This is a genomic window from Nocardia nepalensis (assembly GCF_048910785.1).
GTDB classification, from domain to species: domain Bacteria; phylum Actinomycetota; class Actinomycetes; order Mycobacteriales; family Mycobacteriaceae; genus Nocardia; species Nocardia nepalensis.
The window spans coordinates 13,500-40,340 of the sequence record NZ_JBKBET010000036.1 but is presented as its reverse complement, the minus strand read 5'-3'; the positions used below and the strand labels follow the sequence as shown (position 1 = coordinate 40,340).

General features: G+C 64.3%; 24 protein-coding genes and 1 pseudogene. 20 read left to right on the top strand and 5 right to left on the bottom strand.

Annotated features, from left to right (window positions below; all coding sequences use genetic code 11):
* The first annotated feature begins 819 nt into the window (after positions 1–819).
* From cas5c to ACHQ4I_RS29945, 8 genes are all read left to right on the top strand, one after another.
* Positions 820–1,542: a type I-C CRISPR-associated protein Cas5c gene (gene cas5c, locus ACHQ4I_RS29980; protein ID WP_420775235.1), complete on the top strand. Its 723-nt coding sequence runs from the start codon at positions 820–822 to the stop codon at positions 1,540–1,542.
* Positions 1,543–3,399, top strand: coding sequence for a type I-C CRISPR-associated protein Cas8c/Csd1 (locus tag ACHQ4I_RS29975; protein WP_420775234.1), 1,857 nt, complete (start codon positions 1,543–1,545; stop codon positions 3,397–3,399).
* Positions 3,400–3,446: 47 nt separating this feature from the next.
* Positions 3,447–4,385 (top strand): type I-C CRISPR-associated protein Cas7/Csd2, encoded by a 939-nt coding sequence (gene cas7c / locus ACHQ4I_RS29970; RefSeq protein WP_420775233.1) that lies wholly within the window; start codon positions 3,447–3,449, stop codon positions 4,383–4,385.
* Between the two features lie 6 nt (positions 4,386–4,391).
* Entirely contained in the window at positions 4,392–5,084 is a 693-nt protein-coding gene (locus ACHQ4I_RS29965) for a CRISPR-associated endonuclease Cas1 (protein ID WP_420775232.1), read from the top strand.
* A complete protein-coding gene (cas2, locus tag ACHQ4I_RS29960; protein ID WP_420775537.1) occupies positions 5,069–5,374 on the top strand; it encodes a CRISPR-associated endonuclease Cas2 in 306 nt (101 codons plus the stop codon). The genes ACHQ4I_RS29965 and cas2 overlap by 16 nt, the downstream gene beginning before the upstream one ends.
* 265 nt (positions 5,375–5,639) lie before the next feature.
* Complete coding sequence (locus ACHQ4I_RS29955; RefSeq protein ID WP_420775231.1) at positions 5,640–5,768, top strand: hypothetical protein; 129 nt, start codon at positions 5,640–5,642, stop codon at positions 5,766–5,768.
* A gap of 826 nt (positions 5,769–6,594) precedes the next feature.
* Complete coding sequence (locus tag ACHQ4I_RS29950; protein WP_420775230.1) at positions 6,595–7,326, top strand: hypothetical protein; 732 nt, start codon at positions 6,595–6,597, stop codon at positions 7,324–7,326.
* 431 nt (positions 7,327–7,757) lie between these two features.
* Entirely contained in the window at positions 7,758–8,057 is a 300-nt protein-coding gene (locus tag ACHQ4I_RS29945) for a hypothetical protein (protein ID WP_420775229.1), read from the top strand.
* 340 nt (positions 8,058–8,397) lie between these two features.
* Here ACHQ4I_RS29945 and ACHQ4I_RS29940 read toward each other — a convergent pair whose 3' ends face one another.
* Positions 8,398–8,586, bottom strand: a complete 189-nt coding sequence (locus tag ACHQ4I_RS29940; protein WP_420775228.1) for a hypothetical protein — start codon at positions 8,584–8,586, stop codon at positions 8,398–8,400.
* Positions 8,587–8,634: 48 nt separating this feature from the next.
* Here ACHQ4I_RS29940 and ACHQ4I_RS29935 point away from each other — a divergent pair, with 48 nt between their 5' ends.
* Positions 8,635–8,940 (top strand): hypothetical protein, encoded by a 306-nt coding sequence (locus tag ACHQ4I_RS29935; protein WP_420775227.1) that lies wholly within the window; start codon positions 8,635–8,637, stop codon positions 8,938–8,940.
* Between the two features lie 625 nt (positions 8,941–9,565).
* Here the strand turns inward: ACHQ4I_RS29935 and ACHQ4I_RS29930 are convergent.
* Both ACHQ4I_RS29930 and ACHQ4I_RS29925 read right to left on the bottom strand, forming a co-directional pair.
* Complete coding sequence (locus ACHQ4I_RS29930; RefSeq protein WP_420775226.1) at positions 9,566–9,967, bottom strand: VOC family protein; 402 nt, start codon at positions 9,965–9,967, stop codon at positions 9,566–9,568.
* A 180-nt stretch (positions 9,968–10,147) separates the two neighbouring features.
* Entirely contained in the window at positions 10,148–11,587 is a 1,440-nt protein-coding gene (locus tag ACHQ4I_RS29925; RefSeq protein WP_420775225.1) for a competence protein CoiA family protein, read from the bottom strand.
* Between the two features lie 664 nt (positions 11,588–12,251).
* On the opposite strand from ACHQ4I_RS29925, the gene ACHQ4I_RS29920 reads away from it, so the two are divergent.
* The 3 genes from ACHQ4I_RS29920 to ACHQ4I_RS29910 all read left to right on the top strand — a co-directional run bounded on the left by ACHQ4I_RS29920 (position 12,252) and on the right by ACHQ4I_RS29910 (position 14,632).
* On the top strand, positions 12,252–13,211 hold the full coding sequence (locus tag ACHQ4I_RS29920) for a hypothetical protein (RefSeq protein ID WP_420775224.1): 960 nt from the start codon (positions 12,252–12,254) through the stop codon (positions 13,209–13,211).
* Positions 13,212–13,615: 404 nt separating this feature from the next.
* A complete protein-coding gene (locus ACHQ4I_RS29915; RefSeq protein ID WP_420775223.1) occupies positions 13,616–14,167 on the top strand; it encodes an AAA family ATPase in 552 nt (183 codons plus the stop codon).
* A gap of 141 nt (positions 14,168–14,308) precedes the next feature.
* Positions 14,309–14,632, top strand: coding sequence for a hypothetical protein (locus ACHQ4I_RS29910; protein ID WP_420775222.1), 324 nt, complete (start codon positions 14,309–14,311; stop codon positions 14,630–14,632).
* A 167-nt stretch (positions 14,633–14,799) separates the two neighbouring features.
* Here the strand turns inward: ACHQ4I_RS29910 and ACHQ4I_RS29905 are convergent, their stop codons facing one another.
* Complete coding sequence (locus tag ACHQ4I_RS29905) at positions 14,800–15,312, bottom strand: hypothetical protein (protein ID WP_420775221.1); 513 nt, start codon at positions 15,310–15,312, stop codon at positions 14,800–14,802.
* A 738-nt stretch (positions 15,313–16,050) separates the two neighbouring features.
* On the opposite strand from ACHQ4I_RS29905, the gene ACHQ4I_RS29900 reads away from it, so the two are divergent.
* The 8 genes from ACHQ4I_RS29900 to ACHQ4I_RS29865 all read left to right on the top strand — a co-directional run bounded on the left by ACHQ4I_RS29900 (position 16,051) and on the right by ACHQ4I_RS29865 (position 25,803).
* The gene (locus ACHQ4I_RS29900; RefSeq protein ID WP_420775220.1) at positions 16,051–16,557 is read left to right on the top strand and encodes a GNAT family N-acetyltransferase; all 507 of its coding nucleotides are present in this window, start codon (positions 16,051–16,053) and stop codon (positions 16,555–16,557) included.
* A gap of 226 nt (positions 16,558–16,783) precedes the next feature.
* A complete protein-coding gene (locus ACHQ4I_RS29895) occupies positions 16,784–16,999 on the top strand; it encodes a hypothetical protein (RefSeq protein ID WP_420775219.1) in 216 nt (71 codons plus the stop codon).
* A gap of 32 nt (positions 17,000–17,031) precedes the next feature.
* Complete coding sequence (locus ACHQ4I_RS29890) at positions 17,032–17,754, top strand: cysteine hydrolase family protein (protein ID WP_420775218.1); 723 nt, start codon at positions 17,032–17,034, stop codon at positions 17,752–17,754.
* 250 nt (positions 17,755–18,004) lie between these two features.
* Positions 18,005–18,688, top strand: coding sequence for a P-loop nucleotide/nucleoside kinase family protein (locus ACHQ4I_RS29885; RefSeq protein ID WP_420775536.1), 684 nt, complete (start codon positions 18,005–18,007; stop codon positions 18,686–18,688).
* Between the two features lie 296 nt (positions 18,689–18,984).
* Complete coding sequence (locus ACHQ4I_RS29880) at positions 18,985–19,374, top strand: hypothetical protein (RefSeq protein ID WP_420775217.1); 390 nt, start codon at positions 18,985–18,987, stop codon at positions 19,372–19,374.
* Between the two features lie 2 nt (positions 19,375–19,376).
* Positions 19,377–19,970, top strand: coding sequence for a type VII secretion target (locus ACHQ4I_RS29875; RefSeq protein WP_420775216.1), 594 nt, complete (start codon positions 19,377–19,379; stop codon positions 19,968–19,970).
* Between the two features lie 2 nt (positions 19,971–19,972).
* Positions 19,973–25,519: a putative T7SS-secreted protein gene (locus ACHQ4I_RS29870; protein ID WP_420775215.1), complete on the top strand. Its 5,547-nt coding sequence runs from the start codon at positions 19,973–19,975 to the stop codon at positions 25,517–25,519.
* A gap of 2 nt (positions 25,520–25,521) precedes the next feature.
* The gene (locus tag ACHQ4I_RS29865) at positions 25,522–25,803 is read left to right on the top strand and encodes a DUF6881 domain-containing protein (protein ID WP_420775214.1); all 282 of its coding nucleotides are present in this window, start codon (positions 25,522–25,524) and stop codon (positions 25,801–25,803) included.
* Positions 25,804–26,201: 398 nt separating this feature from the next.
* Here the strand turns inward: ACHQ4I_RS29865 and ACHQ4I_RS29860 are convergent.
* Positions 26,202–26,369: pseudogene (locus ACHQ4I_RS29860) on the bottom strand (ATP phosphoribosyltransferase regulatory subunit); the annotation flags it as partial.
* Positions 26,370–26,841 lie beyond the last annotated feature (472 nt).

Here is a 26,841-nt window from a genome sequence, read left to right as displayed (position 1 = left end):
ACGTCCACTGGGCCAACGCAACCCCGCTCGGGCAGCGCCGGGCGTCCGCGCTCGGCGAGAATCTCAACGAGTGCGTGGGTGCCGATCCGGTGCGGGTCCTCGGTGGCAGCGCCGGGTGTCCGCGCTCGGCGAGAATCTCAACATCCGGAGGGCAGGACCCATACGACGGCTCCAGCACCGACAGCGCCAGGTGTCTGCGCTCGGTGAGAATCTCAACACTGTGTCCGGGAGACCGCGACAAGTGGATATGTTGGCAGCGCCGGGCATTCCGCGCTCGGCGGGAATCTCAACACCTTGTGCTGGTGCACGGCCATGGCGAGCTCGACCGCAGCGCCGGGCCTCCGCGCCCGGCGAGAATCTCAACGATGACGTCGGTGACGAGTTCGATTGGCTTGACGAGCAGCGCCGGGCGCCCGCGCCCGGCGAGAATCTCAACTACCTGCCGCGCACGTACCGGTGGGAATGGTCGGGTTGCAGCGCCGGGCGTCCGCGCCCGGCGAGAATCTCAACTGACGCGCCCGCTTGAGCACATCGATGGCTCGTGGTTGCAGCGCCGGGCGTCCGCGCTCGGCGAGAATCTCAACTTCGCAGTAGGTGCGGGCCGGTCGTGAGGATTCGCAGGCAGCGCCGGGCGTTCGCGCTCGGCGAGAATCTCAACGGTGACTGGCTTGGATGCATGGTGGGGGTGCGGATTGCAGCGCCGGGCGTCCATGCTCGGCGAGAATCTCAACCTCGTCCAGTACGGCGGCAGGGAGCGCATCGGATGAGGCAGCGCCGGGCGTCCGCGCTCGGCGAGAATCTCAATTACTTGTCGGTGCTGTGGGGCATGATGCGGCTCAACGTTTTTGGCTGTCCGAGCGATGTGTTCGCAGTAGCCTGTTCAGGCGTTTCGGAAGGAGGGTGGGGTATATGGGGTTGGTGGTTCAGGTTGGTGGTTCTGGTGCGTTGTTTACGCGGCCGGGGTTGTCGGCGGAGCGGTTGACGTATTCGGTGATGACGCCGACGGCGGCGGTCGGGGTGTTGACCGCGATTTATTGGAAGCCCGAGTTTGTGTATCGGATCGACAGGATCGAAGTGTTGAAACCGATCCGTACGTTCTCGTTGCGGCGCAACGAGACAACCGATTTGGCGCCGCTGATGGACGCGGTCTCGGTGGGGCGGCGGGTGGACACTGTGGCGCATCGTGTGCAGCGGAATGCGTTGTGTTTGAAGGAGGTCGAGTACCGGATTCACGCGCAGATCGATCTGCTGCCGGGTGCGAACAAGCCGGAGGCTGCCTACCGTGATCAGCTGCGCCGTCGGGTGAGTCGCGGCCAGTGTTTCAGCCAGCCGTTCCTCGGAACGCGGGAATTCCCAGCATATTTCGGTGATCCGGACGACGCCGAACCGATCCCGGTGTCGGCGGATCTGGGAGTGATGCTGCACAGCATCGACTATTCGACCAATCCGCGCCGGTCGAGTTGGTTCCGGGCGGAACTGGTGGACGGTGTTCTGCGTGTTCCCCGGTACGGGATCAGCGACGAGCAGGCAGGGGTGGGCTGAATGTTGTTGGAACGCTTGATGTTCTACGGTCGCGAGCACCGCAATGCGGTGCCGGCGTTTCACCGGGACCGGGAGTTCCGGTGGAAACTCGACCTCCGCACCGCCGACGGTACCGCGCGTCTGCAACCGTTGCGTGATCCGGACAAACCGACCCGCGGCATCGTGCACACGGTGCCGGTATCCACACGGACAGTGGGGATTTCACCGAACCTCGCCGCCGACGATATCCAGTACGTGCTCGGATGGGGCGACGACACGACCGACGGCGTGCGCGTCGCCGATTGTCATCGGGCTTTCGTGGCGCTGGTCGAGGATTGGGCGGCGGCGGTGCCCGCCGAGGTGGACCCGATCCCGCACGTGCTGGCCAGGGCGTATCGGTCCGGGATGTTGGCGGCGCTCGCCCGCGAGGACGGTGTCCGAGCGAAGGATGGCGTGGTCATCGCTGTCGATGGCCGCTACGTCTACCGTAGTCCCACCGTCGCGCAGTTCTGGCGTGCTCGGGTCGAGGCGATGAAAGGCAGTGGCCGCACCGATATCTGCATGGTGTGCGTGCGAAAGAGCCCATTGGCCAACACGATCCCGGGGAAGGTAGCGGCTGCGCTGGTGCCCGGCGCATCCAATGATGCGGCGCTGGTGAGTATCAACGAGCGGGTGTTCGGCTACGACCTGGCCGCGCAACTGACCCATACACCGATCTGCCTGTCGTGTGCTGATGATCTGACGGTCGGACTGACCGGTGTGCTGTCCTCGCAGCACACGCTCACCTTCGCCGGGCAGGACACCCGGCTGGCCTGGTGGGTCAGTGAGACCGACGAACCCGACCACATGGATCTGATCCTGGATCCCGACCCTGCCGAGGTCGACCGGCTGTTCGAGGCGGTACACGCTGGGCAGGAACGCACGCAGCGGCTCAAGGGCCGGTTTTGCTGGCTGGCCGTGGGCGGCAACATCTCCCGCATCATGATCCGCGAATGGGTCGACATCGCACTGACCAGCCGCACACACGACGTGGTTAATCACGACAGCAACGTGCTGGCCTGGTTTCGCGATCACAAGAACACCCCGCGGCGCACCACGCCGCTGCGGCTGGCGGACGGAACCGAAATCCCCGCCGGGCGCTGGATACACAGCCCTGTCGCGCTGGCCGCGTGTTTGGGTCGCTGGGACGAAGCAACCTCGCGCTACCGGTCCTTCGGTGCGAAGAACGCCGACCGTCCCGACCAGGCCCTGCACATGGTGTTGCGGGCCGCGGTGCTCGCCGAATCGGTGCCCGCCGCGACGCGGGCGCATCTGATCCACCGTATCCGCAACGACGGACACCTCGACAACCAACGCGCCGCGCTGATCCGGCTCGCTCTGACCCGCTGCCCCCGCCAATCGAAAGACACCCTGGTACCGATGTCTCTGGACGAAACCTGCACCGACTCTTCGTATCTCGCTGGCCGTCTGTTCGCAGTCCTCGAACAGACTCAACGCGCGGCCCACCGCAAGAAGACTGGTCCCACCGGTGATGGCGGTGGCGGGGACAGCGACGGCGCCTCAGACGAAGCCCAGCGGTCGGACGTGAACAGCACCTTCGGAGACCGGTTCTTCCGGCGCGCTGTGGAGACACCGCGCCCGGTACTGGCGCAGGGGCGCAAGGAGTCCGGGGCGTGGCTGACAAAGATCCGGCGTCGCGACGGCGGCGGTCTCGCCGACTGGCACAAGAACCGGTTGAACCAGCTGTATGACCTGGTCGAGCAGTCCGAAGGGTTTCCCGTGCGCTCCAGTCTGCGCCAGCAGGAACAGTTCATCCTCGGCTACCACCACCAACTCGCCCACCACACCCCCAAGAAAACCGACGCCGAGCAGGCGTGACCCCACACCACAACCCCCTTTTTTTGACCGAAAGGACCGAAACTCCTGTGACCACAGTTGCTGCCGCGCACCTGAATCCTGCGGTGCGCCACGACATGGTGTTGTTGTTCGATGTCACCGACGGCAACCCCAACGGTGACCCCGACGCAGGTAACCAGCCCCGCGTCGACCTTCAGTCGGGCCACGGCCTGGTGACCGATGTGTGTCTCAAACGCAAGATCCGCGACACCCTCGCACTCGCCGCCGCAGGAAACCCGCGCTACGGGATCTTCGTCGAAGCCGGGCACGCCCTCAACACCCGGCTCGTGGAATCACTGACTGCCACCGGTGTCCAGCCCGCGGAGAAGACGGGTAGACAGAAGAACGGTAGAGACAAAACGAAACTGACCACTGAGCAGGCCGCCGCAGCGCGGGCATGGCTGTGTGAGCGCTACGCCGACATCCGGTTGTTCGGGGCCGTGCTGTCCACCGGCGACACCAACGCCCTCGGCAGCATCCGCGGGCCGCTGCAGTTCGGGATGGCCCGCTCAGTCGACCCCGTCGTGGCCACCGAACACGCCATCACCCGCGTCACCCAAACCCGCCAGCAAGACATCGACGACGGCGAATCCACCGAAATGGGGTCGAAATGGACGATCCCGTACGCACTGTACCGAGCCGAGATCAGCTACTCCGCCGCCCGCGGCACCCAAACCGGCGTCGACGTCAAGGATTTCGAACTGCTCTACCAGGTGATGGAGATGATGTTCGACCACGACGCCTCCGCCACCCGCGGCCGCATGACCGCTCGCGGACTGCACGTGTTCAGCCACGACAACACCTTCGGCAACGCGCCCGCCCACAAACTCCTCGAACGCATCCACACCACCGCCCCGACCACACCACACTCCGATGACTGGAGCCCCCGCCGCTTCGCCGACTACACCATTACCGCCGACACCGACTCACTCCCTGCCGGAGTCACCTACACCCAGGTCTTCGATTAACCCGTCATGCCGGACCCGTCTGCGGCAGGGGACCGGTGGAGCGTGCCGATCTCGGCGCTCGAACACTACGCCTACTGCCCACGCCAAGCCGTGCTGATCTGGCAGGAAGCGTATTTCGAGTCCAACGTCGACACCGTGCGCGGCGACCTAGCCCACGAGGCTGTCGACCGAGGCGGCACGCTCACCGGCCGCGTCGGCGCCCGGATATGGCGGTCACTACCTGTACACAGTGACGACCTCGCGGTCCACGGGATCTGCGACACTGTTGTCCGGACCGTGCGCGGGCTGATCCCGGTCGAACACAAATCCGGCACCTACAAACCTGGTGGACCCGCCGACCTGCAGGTAGCCGCGCAAGTGCTCTGCCTGCGGGAAATGTTCGACCGGCCCGCCCTAGCCCTGGACCCGATGGAAGAGTTCCGGCCACTGCTGGTCGGCCGGCTTGTCCTCACCCTGGCCAACCGCGAACAAATCAAACCCACCCATACCGAGACACTGCCTGGCGGACAGGTCCAGCTCACCGACGAAGGCCGCAAGTTCTTCCTCGAACAATGGTCCATCGGGCGCGAACGTTCGTGGACGCACACCTACCTCGACCGCAAGATCCCCGCCGCACTGCTGCCACTCGTCCAGGCCCGGCTGCTGGCACGGCACCTGCGCGGTGACACCGACACCTACATTCCCTGGGCGGTCGCGTAGTCGAACTGCTCATCACCTACGACGTGGAAACTGCCACCCCGCAGGGAGCCCGCCGACTACGCCAAGTCGCCAAAATCTGCGAAGGCTACGGGCACCGAGTCCAGAAATCGGTCTTCGAAATCACCTGCACCCCAACAACTCGACTACATCTCGAAGCGGCACTCGCCAAAGCCATAGACCCCGCGCACGACAGCATTCGCATCTACCAACTCGACCGCGGCACCTTCGCCACGGCCCACCACCTCGGCGCCGCACCCAAACCACCGCACACCGAACCCCTCGTCTTGTAACAACCAGATTCGGAACCCCAAACGCATCCATAAGTGCAGGAACGTTCCGAACCAGCCACCAGCAACAACACACGTCGGCCAACAAGACCCGACCGACACACCCGACCCCCGACAAGAGCAACCCCAGTTCATCCAGGGCAGCGCCGAACCGCAGCGTTCGGCGAGAATTTCAACTTCTCCTTCGACAGCGGAAACAGGATGTCGCGGCTGGCAACGCCGAACCGCAGCGTTCGGCGAGAATCTCAACCTCTACAAGGAGGACACCTTGCGGCAGCGCGCCGCGCAGCGCCGAACCGCAGCGTTCGGCGAGAATCTCAACGACGTCGTCGACATGGCAGATCGGCAGATGCAGGCAGCGCCGAACCGCAGCGTTCGGCGAGAATCTCAACTTTGAGCAGCGTCGGGTCATCGGGGTTGAGTCCGAGCAGCGCCGAACCGCAGCATTCGGCGAGAATCTCAACTGCCAGGCTCGCACCACGGCTCGCAAGGCCGTGGTTGCAGCGCCGAACTGCAGCGTTCGGCGAGAATCTCAACACGCGCACCGCCCGCAACCGCACATAGCCAGGGGCAGCGCCGAACCGCAGCGTTCGGCGAGAATCTCAACGGGATCTCACCCGACTTGATTTCCGCGGCAACGTGACCGGTAGCGCCGAACCGCAGCGTTCGGCGAGAATCTCAACCGCCTGGTCAACATCGAACCGGTCATGCGGCTGCGTAGCGCCGAACGGCAGCGTTCGGCGAGAATCTCAACATGCGGATGCTGATGCAGTACATGCTCGCCGCCGCGCGGTAGCGCCGAACCGCAGCGTTCGGCGAGATCTCAACTGTCACGCGGAGCGAAGTTCCGGGCGCCTGTGATGCAGCGCCGAACCGCAGCGTTCGGCGAGAATCTCAACAGCTCGGTGACCAGCTCGCGCGTCGGTGCCAGCAGGCAGCGCCGTACCGTAGCGTTCGGCGAGAATCTCAACATCGACGAGAACTCCAACTACACCCACGACAAGAACAGCGCCTTGCATCGACAACCGGTAGGCGATTTCGCGGCGGCGCGCTATTGGGGGCTACGCCCCAAGCCTTCGGACGATGACTGCGGACTGCTCATCAGAAGTTGGGACACCGCTCGCCAGCGACTCCCCGGTCGCCGCTCCGGATGCGCGGTTCTTCTCCATCACGTTGGATCACCGACGTGATCACCGCATGGAGGGTGCGGCATACTGACCGCCGTGTCGATGACATTGGCCGAAGTGGCCGAGCACGTTCACCGCAGCGGAAATGACACCGTGACCCTCGGTGGGCCGACGGTGCGCTACCGCAGCATGAATATCAGCGAATACGACGCGTGTATGGATTGGTGCGCGCAGGCGTGGATGAGCGTCGAGGATCTCGACGGCTACGAAGATGAGTGGGTGTGTGTCGGCTGCGCCGATTTCCTGACCATCCGGTTGGGCCGTGAGCTGGTCGCCGACAACCTACTGGACTCGTATTCGCAGACTGCGGTGGAGTTTTCGCCCCTGTTCGATGGTGATTGGCTCGATACCGCGGTGCAGGACCAATTCGACGCGACACCGATCAACGATGTCGTGGTGGTGCTATCGGCTGAACTGGCGCCCCCGGTGCGCGGACATCAGTTCGGCGCGTGGATGATCAGCGAGATCAGTGACCGTATGCTGTCTTCCCACGACGGCTTGGTCGTGCTCACACCCGTCCCCGAACACAACAATCCTGTCGGACCCCCGGATCAGCTGGCGACTGCGAGGCTTTCCTGCTACTGGCGCACATGCGGACTCGTCCCCGTCACCGCCCACCCCGAATTCCTCGCCCAATCCAGCGCCTACACCCACCTCGAGGACGCGCGCACCGCCCTTACTGACGTCGCCCGACGCGACATCACCGTCACGGTCACAGACCTGGCCCGCTGGTCGGAGCGGTACGGCTGCCACGACGAATGGACCTGATGACCTTGCCCCAGCCGCGCCGCCCAGCGAATGCCAAAGGCAGAGGTGAGTGGGGAGATTGCCTGCGAGATCGGTCAGCTGCGGCGGGAGTCCTGCTCACGTTTGTTGCCCATCAGCCGAACCTAGTCGGCCACACTCCGAACGACACGCCGTGTTTGCTGATAGGACCGCGGACAACGCGTTCGCGACGTTCGGGCGGCTCGGCGTGTCATCGGCAGAAGATCTGCCTAACCTCACGTTCGTGTTCGGCGTTGGCGCGTGCACCATTGTGGCGCGCAGCAAACAGATGACCATTTCGGCCATTCAGGGCGTATTTACGCAAAACACCGGTCGGTATCGCGGTCCCCGACGCCCGGAGTAGATAAGGATCGCCATCTCACCCGATGCACGCATCCACGCACCTATCTACAGGCCCCGGTAGCGTGACTGGAGTGGGGACGAAAGCCGAACGGCGGGCTGCCCGGGAGCAGGTCGCCGCTTACCATGAGGAACGGTTGGGCGAGCTGATCGAGCACGTCGGGCAGGCGTTAGACCGGTTCCGGATGGGCGAATTGGACGCGTTCGAGGTCGACGCGTTGGTTCACCAATATCACCGGGCCGCACAGCAACTTTGGGGGTTCTGCGGCCAGTCCGGGGCGTATGCGGAAACCACCGCATATCTCATCCAGCGCATGGCCGACGAGGGCAAGGCTATCGACTGGTGGCAACGCGGCAAGTCGGCGCGCGAGTAGCTTTCGCCGGGTTGTCAACGAATTTCGGACGCATCTGGCGTAGAGTCCGGCCAGCAGGTCGGGGGCGGTGTGAATACGGTCGGCCACTGTGTCTTGTCGTCGTAGATCAGACCGACGTTCGGGTCCGGCTGGAATCAGGTAGCTGCTGGGTTCCTATCGATCAAACAGTCGATGTGATACCAGCATTCGTACCGACCTGCCCGCTCGGTCACCCTGACGGGGCGCACGGTCAGCCGAACGCACGCGCACGCCGAATTGAGAGCGCACTCAGCAGACCGACGGCCGGGCGCGGCCAGTGGTCCGGCATGTTAGCGGGCTGACGTGCCAGCGTCTTCCACCACTACCCGCTCGCCTCGGATTCATCGACAACCACGAGATCGGATGCGCGGGTGGGAAACTCGTAACCTCGGTCGCCAACCGGTTTGACGAGCACACGGCCCGGGTCGCCGTCGACCGCAACGTCGACAACCCGGAACCGCGACACACCGTTCTTGCCGAGTTTGACCAGGTCGCCTAGGTTGATCTCCATTTGCCGCAGCCTAGCTCGGACGTCCGACCGGTTGGTACCGTCTGCGCCGTGGCCGAGTATCGCGAGTACCCCGACGATCAGCTGATGAGTCCGCAGCAGCGTGCCCTACTTCTCGCGGTGATCACCGCACTCGACGCGGGCGAGACCGACATCTACCGCGCGGTTGCGACTCGAATGAGCCCACCTCCGCCGCGGGAAGATGTCGATTCCGTGCTGCGAATCCTCGATATCGAGTCAATCCGATACCGGCCGGGCGAGCCGGGCGCGGTGGTTCTCTCCCGCATCCTCGACGCCCTGGAAGCCGCGGCGAACGGCGTCGAGTTCAAGCTCCCGCCGGACGACGACACCGACTAGACCAGACGGTATTGTTCGAACATGGGTTCGAACAACTTCGATGGGTGGTCGCCGCAGTACGAACTCGACCGCGTCCCGGTGGACCCGGACCGGCTCTATGAAGTCCGTGGCGGGTGCGCGGCACCGAGCCCCGTAGCGTGCCCGCGCGGTCACCGGCTCGGGCCGTGGCGCGTGCTAGTCGGCTGGCAATCGTGCCGGGCCGTCGGCGGGCATTGCACGCACACCTGTGTCGAGTGTGACTACACGATCTATACGCCCCCCATTCGGCCTGACTGCCGGCACCACGCATTCGACGAGCGGCTTATCCACGAGCCCGAAACAGACGGAACCGCAGCACAAGCTGGGCCGTCCAACCCAACAGGGACCTCTGAGCCGACTCACCCACCCCGATACGAGCCACCACTGCAGACCCACGCGCCGCGCAGAATCCGCGCCACCGAGGAGGACCCGCACGCCTGGATCGAATACCTCCGGCGAACGCAAGTCCTGGAACCCGACCAACCGTAGGTCCGCCAGCGAGAAAGCCGCCTCCGGAACGGATCCGGAGGGCAGCTTGCGCAAGTGCATGCGGACACTGATGAATTCGCGGTGCCGCATACGGCGCGGACCGAACCTGGTCGACGTGTTAGTCCCAGGACGGGCGCTGCGCCAGCAGATCAGGGAATTCGGTTTGCAGCACGCAGAATTCATTGTCCCAGGGATCTCGCAGAACCCAGAAGTCGTAGCCGCGCTCCTGCTGGTGATCCCACCTGGCTGCGCCGAGCGCCTCGAGGCGACGAACCTCGGCCTCCACATCGTCGGTTTCGATGTCGATGTGTACCCGTTCCTTGGACACCTTGTCGTCGGGAGTCGCTTGCAGCAAGATCCGAATGTCGGAATCGGGCAGACTGAGACGCCGGTAGACGCGGCGGCTGGCGGGGTTTAGCGGTTCCTCGTTCGCGTCGAGGGCGCGTCCCCAGAACGCGACCGCTTGATCGAGATCGGTCACGTCGATGACGATGTGGCACAGTCGACTTCGATGGCTCACGGCCCGAAGCGTAGCGGGGTCCTGCGGTACCCGTCGAGCAGGACTGCGCTGCTAGCCCGGGTTGGAGTGGGCACCCCCTCGCTGGCTTACGGCGCTGTCAGGACCAGCGAATTGGCGGCCGGAGGAACGCGCCATGATGTCGATTAAGGACATTTGGGCGTTGGTCGGTCGTAGCCTGCATCATGGCCGTTGTTCTGGTTGCCATGGCGATCGCACTGTTGGCTGTTCGGGGTGTCGGACCAGTTCGAGTAACGCCCAGACCTGCTCGAAGGTGAATGTTGGGCCTTCGACAACGAACTCGCGATTGCTGCCGCCGTACCGGGCGCCCATCAACTGGAGAAGATCGAAGACATTATCGAAATCCTCCACGTCGGAAGCTTGGATATCGAAACGCTGTGCGCCTCGCGGCGCGGAACGTCTCGGCGTACCGTTTCCGGTCGGCGGGCCCAGCGGTGATACCGCCGATCCCTGCCATTGGACGTGGATATCGCGCCCGAGCACCGCTTGGATGGCCGCGCGTAGGGTTTCGGCGTATTTCGGTATCGTCAGGCGCAGCGCCAACACTGCGTGCTGATGGGCCAATACGACAGTATCGGCTTCCAGCCGAACCACCGACACCCCCGACAGCAGCGCATCCACAACACCGCCACCGAACTCACGCGCCTTCGCCCGGATCACCGGCCACGCAGCCTCGATCCCGTCAACCTCGTCACCGGACGAGATGTGTGTGACCGACGGTGGTTCCGATACGGCGGGCCGCGAATGTAGTGGGGTGCGTGCGTTCTCGGCGTCCTGGAGCCGTCGCCTTTCCGAGTCCAGTTGTGCACTCAGTTGCTTGCGCAGCTCAACGGGGACCGTAATGCCGTGTGGTGTCAACACCAGGTCGGACAGCAAGAATTCGTAGGGGACGAGGCTGTCTCCGATACACGGTGGCAGGTGCTGTACACGATGATTGATGTCATCGACCATCGCGGTCGACCGGTGCTGATGCGGTGCGCCGACCATCAGCGTGACAGCGGCCTTCCACGGATCGAGCATCCAAACATGCTGCCCGCGCTCGGTGTCGTGGAGGATCACCCACGGGGTCGGGCTGTCGGGATGCCAGAGCCATACATCGACAACACCACTGACCTGGTAGTCGCGGTGGCGGTCGCCCCAGTCGGCATCGGTCAGCCGAGAGCTCTGTGCCTCGAGCACCACCTCACCGCCGTCGGCGAACACGACACGAACATCGCAGCGCCGAGCACCCTCCGGCAGCCACACCTCGTTGCCGACCTCAACCACACCCGGCTGTGTCCGTGCCCAGGCAGCGAGAGTCTCCTTGCTGGCCAGATGCCATACCGATTCCGGCTCATGTTGTCCCCCAACGGGTCCTCGGCCTGGTGGGTGCGCAAAATGGGGACGCCGAACACCGCCGATACGACCTTTCACGACCAGCGGAACCCTGATGCCCGGTGCTGCGTCGACACCCGCGTAGCACAGAGCGCACACCAGTGTCTGGTCACCGCGATAGCTACCTGCGCGAAGCTCGTCCATCGCTGGATCAGCAGGATCGGTTGGCGCGCAAACATATTGGTGGCCCACCGTATCCAGCGCGACCGTGAGGTTGTAGTCACTCACGAACATCCTCCTCGGAATAGGCGAAGGCATCCCGGCAGAGGCCAGGAAGCCGTTACGAGACCGCGCTATTCGAAGTGGATATACATATTGAGGTCCGGCTCAAAATTTGGTTGTGGGAGCGTGTGGCTCGGGTGATGGTGTCAATTCAGTTGCGTCGCCGGAGGTTTGAGGTTCGCGAGTTGTGTTCTTGATGACGTGCGGCCTTCGTCGATCGTACGACGGCTGAGCCTGCGTGTCGACGACGAAAAGACTGCCCCGCCGCACTCACTGCCGCCTCGGTGGTTTGCCAGCGCGAGCCGACAGCTGCAGGACGACACCGGAAACGAGGGTGTCCACCGACCTACGGGCGCAGTCATTCACGGGCAGAATCGGCCTGAAGCGCGTGCGCGGCACCGTGATGAGCACGAGCAGCATCGACGGCTGCGGCGGCATCCCCGCGGGAGTGCCGGAATGCACGACACGCTGACGCTGGGCGGTCGGCGAAGAGTGTGGCAGCCGCGAGGGTTCGGTCTCTGCCGGTTATTCACTGCCGTTGTTGGTGTGCAGGATGAAGTGACCCTGGAGCGTTCACGCATGGACTCGCGAAACGCAACAGCCGAACGCGCGGGCTGCCACCATGGACTGTCACGGGCGGAAAAGCTGCCGACGAATCGTGGGGGCACTGATGCTGCAGACGAGCGCGACTGCTACCGGGACGCAAGCGGATGATGCGGAACCGGTGGACTACCGATGGACCACCATCGTGACCGACGCGGCCGGACATCAACGGCCGATCTTGCGCGGCCGGGGTTGGTTCGACGCCGAGGACTCCTACACCGCACGCGCCCACGACAGCCACACCGGCGTGGCCGTGGCGGTGTTCGCCGAGGTGTGCGGCGAGATGGTCGAATACCACCGAGACGCGGTGCTCGATGCCCGCATCGACGGCCAACCCGACCCGATCCCGCCCATCACGGTCACCACCACAGTCCACGATGCCCGCGACACTACCGTGGCGATCCTGACCGGCCGTCTGATCCATCGGCCGGTCACCGAGGACGAGGTCGCCGACACCGTGGTCGCGTTGGGCCAGACAGCCGTCGCCGACGCACGCCTGCGCATCGACCACCTTCGCGACCCCGGCGGCGCCAGCCACCACGACTTGGTTCCGCCGGTCCTTGACCTCGATGTCGAGGTGTGCCCGGACACCGACACCGCCAGTGCCAGTGCGGTTGCATCTGTCGACGACGACCGGCGACAACGGTTGCGTGCGCTGCGGGCGGCCGCCGCAGACCTGCGGGCCGAGGTGGACAACCCCGAGTACTGCCGGCAACAACTCGCCACCATGGAAGACGCCCTCGCCGCCAGCCACACCCCCGAAACCTCACCCCTGACCCCACCGCCCGGCGACGAGGACCGAACCGCCCTCGCCCCGATCGATTGGCAGGCCCGCGTCGATCGGTGGCGGCGGCTGCTGGAGATCTCCACCGAGGCATACCTCGACGCCGCCAGGCTCGACACCGCCGCCGAACACCTGCGCCGGGGACGCAAACATCGCGACTCTGTCGATCGCCGCGACACGCAGGGCGACTATGTCGACACACGAACACCACAAGGGTCCAGAGCCGAGCATGACCGCAGCTAGGCGGAACGGCAGGACCACGCGGTAAAAGACAACGTGGATAGCCACGAGCACTGCATCGCGGGATGCATCCTGACCACGCCACAAGCCACTCTGGCGAAGCGCGCGTCGAAATACCGGCTCGACCCCCGCCAACTCGATCAATTGCTGCGGTCACACCGAAGAGCACTGGTCCTGCGGAATCATCCGCTACTGGCGCCAGCCCCTCAGCGCCTGGTGCGCCGAGTTCACCGACGCAGGCTTCACCATCGAAACGATCCGCGAGCACCGGCCTACCCCCGAGATGGCGTACCGACATCCTGACGAACACGCCACGCTCACACGGCAACTCGGATTCATCGCCTTCCAGCTGCGCAAAGACCGGCCGACCCGACCGGATTGGGGGTGAACGAGATGCAGAATGCGGCATGCCCCGTGCCTTCGCGATCATCGTTTCCGGGCCGCCCGGCTCCGGCAAGACCTCCCTGGCCCGCGCTCTGAGCCGACAGCTGGGCGTCCCCGTCGTGATCCGCGACGAGATCAAACAAGGCATGGTCGTGGCCGTTGGCGGCGGCCGAGCCGGCGACGAACACGACGCGCTGAACATTCCGGCGTTGAACGCCTTTTTCGGCACGTTGGAGCTGCTCTCTCGTGCCGGGGTCGCCTACGTTGCGGAGGCGGCGTTCCAGGACAAACTGTGGCGCCCGAATCTGCTGCCGCTCACCGAGATCGCCGACATCCGCATCATTCGCTGCACCGCGCCGGGCGCGGTGCTGCGCGACCGCATCGTGCACCGCGCCGACGCCGACCCCCACCGGCGGGCACACGACGACAGCGGGCTGATCGCCGCGATCGACCACGGCGAGCACACCTTCGTCCCGGTGACCATGGACGTGCCCACCTTGACCGTCGACACCAGCAACGGCTACAGCCCCGACCTAGACGCTATCGCCAGGTTTGCGATCCACCACCGCGGCTGATCGTTGCGACCGCGGTACCCCGATAGGGTGCACAGGTGAGCGATCGCGACAACGAGATCCAGCCGACGTTCCCCGTCGACGGCGACGGCCCGATCCGTCGCCGTCGCCGTCGCCGACGCCAAAGCTGCCATCGCCTGCCATGTGGGCGACAACGTCGCCACTGACCCGGCCGCGCTGAGGTTGATCCTCGCCTCCCCTGAACAACTCCTCGCCCTCGTCGATGAATGGATGTCGCTGCCCGACGAGCTGTTCGTGCACTACCTCCTCTGGATCCACGAGTGCTACCCCTGCGAGGGAGCATGCGCGCATGCCGGCAACGACAACGCCGTCGAGATGGCGCAGTGGCTGACCGACACCCAGGTCGTCACAGCCACCATCGACGGCCCACCCGAAGACTTCCGCATCCTGGCTCAGCCCCCGAGCGGGGACCGTGAACGGATCTGGATGCCGCACATCATCCTGTAGCCCCGCAGATCCTCGCTGATCGCTGCGTAACCTCAACTCAAGGGACGGACGGTGGCCGAGCGTCCGTCGTTAGCGAGGGGCGACCGCACCGCGCGAGTTCGCTCACCTCATTGCCACACTCGTCGATCTGCTCGAGGATCGAACGCCCGGATACACGGGACCATCGATCATGGTTGCCGACCAACAACTTCCGACCCGATGACGTTCCACGGGCGGCTCTGACCCACGACAACACCGCCGTCGAAATTTCCTGGCGGGCTGCTGTCCAGGCGTGCGATGTAGGCGTGGGCGCGCGGCCAGGGGTCGTGGAGGAATTCTGCGCGGGTGCGGTGCCAGTGTCTGGCGCAGAGCTCATCGAGCCCCATTCGGATGGCGCGAGACTGATAGTTCGCCGCGGGTTCAACCGCACGGGAGACCGCGAGCAGTTCGCGTTCGAGGGTCCAGCCGCAGTGGTCGAACGCCCGGGTCCCGTCGCTGACATAGACGTGACCGGGGTCGGCGGCATCGGCCGGCCACAGGCCTTTCGCGGTGAATCGGTGTGAGTGGGTTTCGAGGAAGGCGTAGGCCAGGATGTGGCAGGCACCGGCCGCGAAGAACCATTGGTCATCCCGGTGCCAGGCAAGATCCTGGTCCGCTCGCTCGAGCGGAGTGCGGCGAAATACTGCACACGGAATGTACACACCAGTAGCGTATTTGATCCTGAGGCACCGGACAGGCGAGGTTGCCGCCGGGTCTGCGTGAGTCGCAGGGAAGAACCGCTGGCAGGGGCCGCATTCGTCCGACGGCGCGTCAGTCGGACTGCGATCCGGCCAGCGACAGCGGCCCGGAATTCCACTGGTGGAGAGAGTCTTCACCGCGAGCCTCGACGTGCGGGCCTGCTGTCGTAGGTTCGTGCCGGATGCGATTTCTGGCACTTGTAGTAATCGCCGATCCCGCACCGTGGTCACCGATGTTGGTTGTCGTCGACGAATTTTTCACGGTTTGGCGACAACAGTTCCGTATCTATCGTCCGGGCATCGCGATTCGCTTGGTCAGCCATGCTCGAGAGACGCGGGTCTTTTCGGCTTGGTGGACGCGCAGATTCGGTGACCGCGGCGGTGCAGGTAGTCGACTGTTGCGGGCCCAGTAGCCGGACATCGCGCACACGAACGCGGTGAGGTTCTGGCTTGTAGGAGCAGAAGATTCGCGCTGTCACCGGCAGCCGGTCCAGGTTAGATGGCTCGCAGCTGATTGGAGATGTCGAACCGGTTCGACGTGTGGGGCAGCTTTGCTGTCGCGGGAATGGTGTGGATGGGCTTGTTTATCCTGTCGCGGCAGGATGTGTTTCGGCGGGTGAACGGTCGGGTTCACATGGTGAGTTCAGGCGGGGCCGCCCGATGTGGACGCTGAGGCGGGCGCGTGCGGGTGATGGGCCGCGGTTGCGTGCGTTGCGGATGCGGGCGCTGCGCACTGACGGTGCCGTGTTCCTCGAAACTCTGTGCGAGGCAGCGGCATTGGATGCTGCTGCTTGGGAAGCCCGCATAGCCCGCTACAGCCGTCGTGGGCACCAGGTCCTGGTGGTCGCCGAGGACTTGGGCAACTCTTCGTGGGTGGGCATGGCGGGCGCTTTCCTGGATTCCGAGCGTGACAGCGATGAGTTCGATCTCCCGGATCCGCCTGTTGGTGCTGGTGATCGCTGGGCAATGGTCTGGGGTACCTATGTTGATCCGTTCCACCGGGGCCAAGGCGTCGCTGATGGCTTGTGCGCGGAGCTATACAAGTGGGCCGCTGAGGAAGCCGGCGTCGACTGGCTCGGCCTGCATGTACGCGATTCCAACACCCAAGCGATCCATTTGTATGACCGCCAGGGGTTTCGCGTTGTTTCGCGCAGCCACCATCCAGAACTGGGCGTGACCTCATTGGTTATGGTCCAACCGATTACCTAGGCCGACCGCAGGCAACCTAGATCGGATGTGTCCGTTACTGCTGACCGAACCACCTCAGTCGAGTCGACTCGCCCACCACCGAATCAACCTGCTCTCAACGGTAGCCGGACGAAGGATCGCTACCACCCGAATCCACCGACACGATGACCACTGGCAACCTTCTGCGCACCACCTTCGGCGGCGCGGTGCGCATCGGTTCCGACTGCGATCGCATGAGGATCCGGCCGTGATCATCGATGACAGGGATTGGAGTAGTCATCAGAGACCGAGTGAGGATCCGCTGCGGAGCCACTCTGCTTGCATCGAAATCGGCGAAGATGCAGCGATCAGGGAGAACGTCGTGAGCTCGGCGATGGCATACATCCGGATCGGCCGCACCGGGATGGCATCCGACGTCGAGCTGATTTGCCTGCCATGCGCCTATTCTCACCGGCACAATTGATGTCCGTCGTACTAGGGGAGGAGCGTGTGTCGATGCCGACGACTGTGCTGTTGATGATCGATCTGCAGAACAGCTACCTGGTTCAGGATGTGCGGGACGCTCTCGGGTGGCCGCCGATCTGGCGCCTCGATGAGGTCGTCACCGAATGCCGATCACTTTTGACCGCAGCCAGAGCGGCATCGATACCCGTGATTTACTCGCGCCAAATACCCAGCCCAGCAGGGCAATTGGCCTTCAATCCCCGAGCCGCACGACATCGCCGATACCGCGCAGCGCGAGTGCCGAAGCTTACGCCGCCGGACAAGGCGTGGCGATCTGAGCTGATGGGTGCGATCGCTCCCGAACCCGGCGATCTGGTATTGGAGAAGACCCGGCACAGCTTCTTCGCGTATACCGAGCTGGCCCCGATCTTGCGTAGCCTCGGCGCCGAACGGCTCATCGTCGCCGGGCTGCAGACCAATGTGTGCGTCGAGGCCACCGTACGGGCGGGCCTGGAACACAACTTCGAGGTTGCCGTCCCTGAGGATGCTGTCAGCACCGACGGGCCCGCACTGCATTACGCCGCGCTGAATTCGATGCGCGTGCTCTACGTCGAAGTCGCGCCGTGGCGAGATCTCATTGATCCCGACGCAAAGTGGGAGACCGCGTTCACAACTCCGAACTACGGCCGCGATACCGCCTATTGGATCGACCCCGTGACCACCTCCCGCGACGACGATTCCGGCGCCGATTTACCCGCCGGTGCGCGTCCATAGGAGACCCCTGTGCGTGAATCCACCACCCTGACCCATGTCGACATACTGCTGCTTCCAGTGAATAAGCCCTTCCATTTTCGCTAAACGTGTGGAAGCGATCGCACTTCGCGACCGGCCTCGAACAGCACAGCCACGACACCAGCTGGCGCACCTTCGGTGTGGGCGAACACCTCACTGCGAACGTGGTCGCCGCGAAGAGGGGCGTGAACGACGGGCGAGGAGGGAATCGGGAACCCGATCGGTGCGCGTGATGTCGGTCGGCTGTGATGAACTGGTCTCTGTGCCAGCCGAATCCGAGTCCCGCCCGCGCACATCACTCCTGACAGCCACGACGCCGCCACTTGTTGTGCCGCAAGATATCCGGTCTGCCATACAGCAGTGCGCGGCGCGGCTCGACGGTCACGACGCTGTGGCGTTATGCGGTTTCCCAGCTTCTGGAAAGTCCACGGCCGCCGCCTATTTGGCCTCTCTCGTGGGTGCGACCGTGCTGGACAAGGACACCCTGGCCCCGGGGCTTGAGCAAGCCTTGATGCGGGAACTGACCGGTGATCCGCACGACCGTGACAGCGAAACCTACCGACGATTGATCGCCCCGCACATCTACGACGCCCTGCTTCGCATCGCCTTGACCGTCGCAGCCGAACACCCCGTCGTGCTCGACGCACCGTTCCTCGAAGTCATCCGCCAAGCAGCCCACGCCAGTCTGCCGCTCTCGGTGCAGATGTTGGCGCGCTCCGGTATCAATTGCGCGCCATCGCTTTTCACGGTGTGGCTCGAATGTCCGGCAGAACAGATCCGATCCCGGATGATCGCCCCCGGCGCTGAACGCGACATCCCGAAGCTTGCCGATTGGCCTGCCTACCAGGCCGACGTACTCACCAGTGGTGTGCGCGAGCTCGCTCATTCCGTTGTCGACGTGGTCATCGGCAACTGATGATCCCTGTACCGCTCGCGCCCGCCCCGACAACCAACGAGGGACAGTGACGTTCGCTGAGAAGTTTACCGATGATTCGAGCCTCGACGGCGCAGCGGCCTGGGAGGGGAGTTGCGCTCCCCGCTGCGCGGGAAGAGGCCGACGTGTGTCTAAACAATGCTCGACCAGTTCGGGACGCGGGCTGGCTGGTTGCAGTGGCCAGACTTACCTTTCCTTGCAAGCGTTTCGGTCGGTGATCGTCGGTATGCTGCGATCACTGACCTGGTGGGTGGCGGATGAATCGCGGGGGGCACACAATGTCTGACGCCGACACATCTGATGCCTTGCGGTCGGAAATCGCTGCCTTCTATGCGGGTTTCGGGCAGCCGGAGGTGTTGCGAGAAGCGTTCCGGCAGGCGTCGCTGCTGGTGCCGTTGATTGACGAGGATCGCCTGTACACCTCCCGACTCGGGGGTGTCGATTGGATTTGCGCGTTCACCAGCGTCGAGGAGTACGCCCACTATATGGCTGCTCGTGGTGTCGACCCTGATCAGGAGTACCGGTATCAGAGACTGTTCGGGTGGCGGTTGGCCGAGTACGCCGACACACGGTCGGAGCCCACGGGTGTGACGGTCGATATCACTGGTTCGGCGCCGATGGCGTTTCCGCCCGAGGTGACCGAGGAGCCTGCGGGGGAGCGGGGGTAGCGGTGGGTGAGCAGCTGAATGTCGATCCGGCGGTGTTGCAGCAGGCCGCGGATGGGATCACCGGTGTCATTAGTGAACTGTCCGATCTGGGTGTTGGTGAGACCGGGGCGATGGGGCGCGGGTTCTCTTTGCTGACGTTGTCGCCGATGCAGGCGGGTAAGTCCTCGGTGCAGAACGCGTTTGAGACGTTCACCGAGCGGTGGTCGTGGGGTGTGCGGGCGTTGGTGCAGGCGGGTAACGCGATCGCGCAAACGTTGGGGTTGGCGGCGGGGCGCTATCACATCATGGATGAGAAGTTCTCTGACACGTTCAAGGAGATCACCAGCCATCTGATCGGCAACCCGCATCTGTCGAACGAGGAGATCGACAAACGGTCGTGGGGAGAGACTTTGGCCGATAACCAGTACAACCAGATCCGCAACCGCGACTACAGCGCTGAGTCGTTCCAGAACGCGTTCACCCAGATCGGCACCAACATCGAGGTCATCCAGGCGGTGGGCCCGGACGCGCTCGCTGGCGCCGTGCCCGGGGTTCACTGGAATACCGGGGCGGCGGAGAGGGCGGCGGAGATTCGTAACGGGCAAGGGGGGCAATAGCTTTGGGGATCGGGGATTTCGTCAACTCGGTCGGTGACGCGATCGAGCACGGTGTCGAATCGGTCACTCAGAAAGCGGGCGAGCTCGCCGATTCCGGGTTGGACGCCGCCGCCACGCTGGCCCGCAAGGTTGGTGCGGACGGGGTCGCCGAAGGGCTGGACGATCTCGGTGACAAGATCGCCGACCTGGCCGGCGGTGAAATCCACGAGCGTGAACTCGGGCAAACCAAGGATCCGAAAGAACTGATCCGGGGGGACCCCTCGGCGATCCACGATGCCGCCGAAGCGTTGCAGAAGATGGGGGATTCGATCGGGCAGACTGGCGATGCCCTGCGCACCGTGAACACCGCGGACTGGACCGGGACCGCCGCGGAGGAGTTCCACACCGAGTTCGCCAAACAGCCCAAGCTGTGCTGGGAGGGTTCGGACGCGATGCACAAGGCGTCGGGTGTACTCAACAGTTGGTATTACGAGGTCGCCGCCGCTCAAACCAAAGCCGCCGACGCGATCGCGCGATGGGATGCCGCCGATACCGAGGAAACCAGCAAGAAGACCCAGTGGAACGCGCTGTCCGATGAGCAGAAACGCAAAACCCCACTCCTCGACACGTGGACGTCGATACGCAACGAGGCCCGCGAGATCCTGCGCGGCGCCCGCGCCCAACGCGACAACGCCGCAGCCTCGGCCGCGGCAGCGCTGGCGGCGGCGACGGAGTCCGCGCCGACCGAGCCGCCGTTCACCGAACGCTGGTCCGACAACGTCTCGGACCTATCGGGGGCATTCGATGAGGCGAAGCTGAACTTCACCTCCGGGTTTTTGACCAGTTTCTCCGGGATCGTGCAGTTCGTGCGCCAGGTCAGCCCGCTCGACGCCTACAACCTCACTCATCCGGCCCAATACTTCTCCAGCATGTCGGATCTGGGCACCGGGCTCGTGGTGGCCGCCGCCGATCCCGGGGCGACGACCTCGGCGATCCTGTCCGGTGCCCGCAAGAACCCCTCGGAATTTTTGGGCTCGCTCACCGGAGACCTGATCACCACCGTCGGGACCGGCGGTGCGGGCGCGGCCAAACCCGCACTGTCGGCGTTGGACAAGGTCGGCGACGTCTCCAAAGTCACCAAAGCCACCCACACCGTGGCCAGCGCGGCAGAACACGCCCCACACCCCTCGCCGTCCGCCCCACACACCCCCAGCACCACCCACACCCCCACCTCGGCCCCGCACGAAACTGGCACACCCGCGAGCACGCACCCGACGACCGAATCGCCGTCTGCGACCCCGACCGGGCACGAGCCAACAACGCCGACCGGAACCCAGCCGAGTGCGACCGAGCCCGGCGCGCACCCGAACGCGACCACGGAGTCTGCACCACAACCGGGAACGACCACTTCCCCTGAAACCCCCACGCACACAAACGAACCCGCCGCTGCTCGACCGGATGACGCAACGCCGGGCCACACACAGCCCGACGCGCCTGGATCCACTCATCCCGAACAGCCTGGGTCGCAACCTCCTCCCAGCGGGGAGCATCCTGGTGACGCGCCACAGGCACCCTCACAGCACAATCCCGAGACGCCATCGGGGCGACCGGATTCGGATCCACCCGCAGCGCCACACGCCAGCACCGAGACTCCCGCGCATTCGGGTCCCGAGCCGGGTCAACCCACCCAGCATCCGGATACGCCAGACACCCCTACCGAGCACGGCGGCGAGAGCCCGCACCAAACGCACGACCCCGAATCTCCACATACGGAGGATGGCACGAACCCCGGCGGCCACGACGGTGCATCCCCGGAACATCAATCACCGCACCAGGATTCGCCATCACAGCATCCCACGCCGCAGGAACGCGCCGACGCCGATCACGGTGCAGGCGATACCGCACGGGAGAACGGCGCGGACAACGACCGCACCCCCGGCGACAAGACCTGCTCCGAGGACCCGGTCGATATCGCGACCGGTGAATTCCTGCTCCCCGAAACCGATGTCGACCTACCCGGCGTCCTCGCACTCGCACTGCGGCGCACGCACCGCTCGAACTACCGATACGGGCGCTGGTTCGGTCCCTCCTGGTCGGCGACCCTGGACATGCGCCTGGTCGTCGAACACGACGGCGTCACCTTCCTCGGCGAGGACGGCATCATGCTGGCCTACCCCCACGCCGAAGTCGGTATCGCCACCGAACCGGTCACCGGCGGACAGCAGTGGACACTGACCCGCACCGAGGTCGGCGGCTACCGGATCTGGGACCAACAACGGGAAATACTGTGGCATTTCGCTCCCGAACCCGGCCTCGACAGCATCGAATCCCGCCTGGGCAACTACGCCATCTCCGCGATCACCGACCGCCACCGCAACCGGATCCGCTTCCACTACGACACCAACGGCGTCCCGACCGAAGTGTCACACTCCGGCGGATACCGTGTCCGCATCAACACCACGGCCGGTCGAGTGACCCGACTATCACTGATCGGTGTCGACCCCAATGGTGCCGAAATCCGTACCCGACTACGGGAATTCGCATACGCGCATGGAGCGCTGTCGGCGGTCGTGAATGCCGTCGGTGCAACCACGACCTACACCTACGATGACGAGCATCGGTTGACGTCCTGGACCGATTCCAACGGCAACCAGATGGTCAACACCTACGACGAAGCCGGTCGTGTCATCCAGCAACGAGGCACCGCAGGCGTTCTCGACACCGACTTCGACTATCTCGAATTCCCTGACGGCACAGGGCGTCTCACCAGCGTCACCGACTCGCTAGGCGCGAGCACCACCCACGGCTTCGATCGTGACTTGCGCCTTCGCGATCTCGTCGAGCCCGGTGGCGGCCGAACCCATATCGACTACAACGCCGACCGCAAACCGCTGAGAGTTATCGCACCCGACGGTGCGGTGACCCAATACCGGTACACGCGCGACGGCGATATCGCCGAAGTAACCCGCCCAGACGGACGCAGCATTGAGATCGAGTACATGTGGCGCAACCGTCCTACCCGAGTCGTCGACGCGGACGCCACCGTGCGGCAACAGGAATGGGATAAGAACGGCAATCTTGTCGGCAGCGTCGATGCCGCGGGGACACGGACGTCCTACAGCTACCACCCGAACGGCGCGGTCGCCGAGACAATCGGCGCGGGTGGCGCGCGGACCGGCGTCGAAGTCGATGCCGCCGGGCTGCCTGTTCAGATCACTGATCCATCCGGGGCGGTTACCCGCATCGACCGTGACCACTTCGGCCGCCCCGTTCGAATCACCGACCCCATGGGCGGCCGGACCCACTACGAGTGGGCTCCCGATGGAAAGCTATTGCGGCGCATCGACTCCGACGGGCACGAGGAGGTTTGGACCTACGACGGCGAAGGCAACCTTCTCACGCATACCGACCGGGCAGGCAACCTCACACGATTGACCTACGGCGCGTTCGACCTGGTCAGCTCCCGCGTTGACCCAGATGGCTCCACGACCCACTACAGCTGGGATAGCCAACGCCGCCTTACCGCCATCACCAATCCCCTCGGTCAATCCTGGACCTATGAATACGACCAGGCTGGACGTCTGATCGCCGAAACCGACTACGGCGGCGCCACAATCCGATACGCACACGACCGGTGTGGGCGAGTCGCGAGCGTTACTCCAGCGACCGGCGACACACGCCACCACACCTACGACGTTCTAGGTCATCTGACGGCCATCGCCACCGACACTGGCGATTGGGTCCGCTACACCCACGATCCGATGGGGCGAGTACTGACCGCCCTCACCGGCACGGCCGACCAGACCATCAGCGCCCTCGAATTCACCTTCACCGCAACCGGAAACCTGGCGACGCAACGCCTCGACGATCAACGGGTGATGCGCTACGAATACGACGAGCACAACCGTCGAACCCACCGTCAGTCACCAAAAGGCGCCACCACCGCCTGGCACTATGACTCCGGTGGCCGCGTGCGCGCGATGGGCGCCGATGGGCACCACATCGACTTCGCTCATGACCCGCTCGGTCGTCTCACCGGTTGGCGACTCGGCGAAATCACGGTGAACCGTCAACTCACCGACATCGGCTACGTCGCTGGCCAACAGGTCACCGCCTACCCGGGCACCTCGCTCGACCTCGACCTCGGCCCGTCGTCCCGACCGGCACCTCGACAGATCCGTTCCGACGAATATCGTTACCGCCCCGATGGATATCTCACCTGCCACGTCCTGACCCGCCCGGACACTGAACCGTCGCGCCGGGACTACACACTCGACCGGGCCGGTCGCGTCACCGCCATCGCACGCAACGGAATCCTCGCGGAGAAATACGCCTATGACTCGCTGAGCAACATCATCAATGCACTCGCGATACCGGAATCCCGTGTAGCGCATGATATTCACGCCCCGATCTCCACAGGGCCGGGCACCCCTGGACAGGCTGCGCCACCGGCCGCGGATCGCAACGCGGGTGACCGGGAATATCGAAACAATCAGCTGATCCGCGACGGCCGCACGCGTTACCGGTACGACGAATCCGGGCGCCTCATCCGCAAAACAACAACGCGCCCCTCCCGCAAGCCCGACATCTGGCACTACCGCTACAACGGCTTCGACCAACTCACCGACGTCTGGACACCCGATCATCAGTGGTGGCATTACACCTATGACGGCCTCGGGCGGCGAATCAGCAAACAACGCCTCGACACCGACAGGGCCGTCCTCGAACGCATCGACTACACCTGGGACGGCACCCGGCTCATCGAGCAATCAACCGACGACTCCACCACGCGCTGGCAGTACCACCCCGGCTCATACTCACCGATCACTCAGACCACCGACCAGGACACCGTCGACCGCGAGTTCTACGCGATCATCACCGATCTCGTCGGCACCCCAAGCGAACTCGTCGAACCCAGCACAGCCACCACAGTGGCCACAGCAACAACCGACCTATGGGGCAACACAACATGGCAAGGGCAAACCAGCACACCGCTGCGCTACCCCGGCCAGATCCGTGACCCCGAAACTGGGCTGCACTACAACCTCCACCGCAGCTACGACCCCACCACCGGCCGGTACCTGACACCAGACCCACTCGGCCTCGCCGCTGCACCCAACCCGAACACCTACCCCCACAACCCCACAACCTGGTCAGACCCCCTCGGCCTCATACCCAACGAATGCTCAACCGGCCCCGGCGGCAATCCACAGAACCAAGCACCGGGCCAACCAACACCTGAAACCCTTTACCACTACACAAACCAAGAAGGGCATGACGGAATCCTGGAAAGCCAAGAACTGCACCCTTCCCTACGCGAGCAGAACCCCAAAGACGCTCGCTACGGCGACGGCCAGTACTTGACCGACATCGAGCCCGGAACCCGAACGCTTGGCCAGTTATCAGCCGCTTTTCTACGCGTACCCTGGGCAGGCCAGAAGTTCACCCACTTCATCGAGATCGACGTCACCGGCCTCACAGTTGTACAGGGGCGACCTGGAGTATTCGTGATACCGAACACTGGACCCCTAGATCTTGCAGGACGAATCATTCGGTCAGGAAGGAACTGAACATGCGATACGTGAAAGTCGCCTGGCACCATGATTTCGAGGACGAGCCCGTCGAATACTTCCACGAAGTCGGCGACGACAACTGGGAAACACGCAGAGTTCAGGTTTACCGCGATGGGCATCTCGAGTGGGCCGACGAAACCCACGAAACCGCTACCGCCGGAGTCGCGGAAATACCGATCGCGCCAATCGAAGAAATAGCAGAGCAACCCGAATTCGACGCAGAAGAAATATCCCAAGACCAATTCGAGCGCCAGTGGTCGCAAGCGCGCACAGAGCTGTAACACTTTACCCCGCAGGGCCGCTCGGCGATCTGTGGCCACTGGGTGCCGTCGTCACGGTCGCAGTTGGAGATGCCTGCCGGGGCAAAGTTCGTCGACTCGGCTAATGTGCGAGCGAGCGGCGGGCCGCCTGCGTCGATGTCCTGCGTGACAATGTGATTCGACGATGCCGTGTCACGTGCGGCGCATCCCGTCCTCCACAACTTGAATCCCGCGGCTTGGAGTCGTTTGAGTTGTGCGCCGAGTTTGGCGCTGCGGCGGACGACTTCGACGATCCGGTCGTCGGTGCGGTGGTCGCGGGCGACAGCCAGGGTGTCAGCGACAGAGACGTCGGATTCGGCGAGGATGGCAGTGGCGTTTCGCGCGATGTTGTCGGTGAGCAGTCCGACGATTCGTTCGAACCCGATCGAGAATCCGCAGGCGGGCACTTCTTTGCCGAGAGAACGGCCGATGAGTTTGTCGTATCGGCCGCCACCGGCGACGGAGCTGGACACCTCGGGGTGGGTAATTTCGAAGATCTGGCCGGTGTAGTAGCCCATGCCGCGCACGAGTGTGGGGTCGAACTCCACTGCAGCGGTCGCTGCTGGGCCAGTCGATCGAGGCTGGCGGAGGTGGCCGCAAGATCCTCGATCACGGTTGCGGGCAGGCTCGGCACGGCAGTGGTGAGGGTGTCGGCGAGTTTCTCGGCGGGAACTTCGCGGAGACTGCTGATCTTGTCCAAAGCCGCTGTGATCGACTCGATCGGCAGGCCGATGTCGGTGAGTTCAGCGCGGACACCGTCCCAGCCGATTTTGTCGAGCTTGTCGAGGGTGATGAAGAAGCGGTCCCAGGAGTCGGCTGGCAGTCCGGCGTCGGTGGCCAGGGCGCTGACGAAGCGGCGGTCGGACAGCCGCACCGTGACGGTGTGGAGGCCGACGGCGGCCAGGGCGGCGGTGGTCGCTTCGATGAGTTCGGCTTCGGCCAGGACGGGTGGGTTCGCCGATCATGTCGATGTTTATCCGTGCTACAGCGACCCCGCGGGTACCGCCGTCCGCCCACTCG

Excerpts from the sequence above, each read along its gene's own strand:
- ACHQ4I_RS29890 (WP_420775218.1), top strand. The coding sequence starts at position 17,032 with ATGCCGACGACTGTGCTGTTGATGATCGATCTGCAGAACAGCTACCTG.
- ACHQ4I_RS29865 (WP_420775214.1), top strand. The coding sequence starts at position 25,522 with ATGCGATACGTGAAAGTCGCCTGGCACCATGATTTCGAGGACGAGCCC.
- ACHQ4I_RS29965 (WP_420775232.1), top strand. The coding sequence starts at position 4,392 with ATGCCGGACCCGTCTGCGGCAGGGGACCGGTGGAGCGTGCCGATCTCG.
- ACHQ4I_RS29975 (WP_420775234.1), top strand. The coding sequence starts at position 1,543 with ATGTTGTTGGAACGCTTGATGTTCTACGGTCGCGAGCACCGCAATGCG.
- ACHQ4I_RS29915 (WP_420775223.1), top strand. The coding sequence starts at position 13,616 with ATGCCCCGTGCCTTCGCGATCATCGTTTCCGGGCCGCCCGGCTCCGGC.
- ACHQ4I_RS29880 (WP_420775217.1), top strand. The coding sequence starts at position 18,985 with ATGTCTGACGCCGACACATCTGATGCCTTGCGGTCGGAAATCGCTGCC.
- ACHQ4I_RS29940 (WP_420775228.1), bottom strand. The coding sequence starts at position 8,586 with ATGGAGATCAACCTAGGCGACCTGGTCAAACTCGGCAAGAACGGTGTG.
- ACHQ4I_RS29885 (WP_420775536.1), top strand. The coding sequence starts at position 18,005 with ATGTCGGTCGGCTGTGATGAACTGGTCTCTGTGCCAGCCGAATCCGAG.
- ACHQ4I_RS29920 (WP_420775224.1), top strand. The coding sequence starts at position 12,252 with ATGCTGCAGACGAGCGCGACTGCTACCGGGACGCAAGCGGATGATGCG.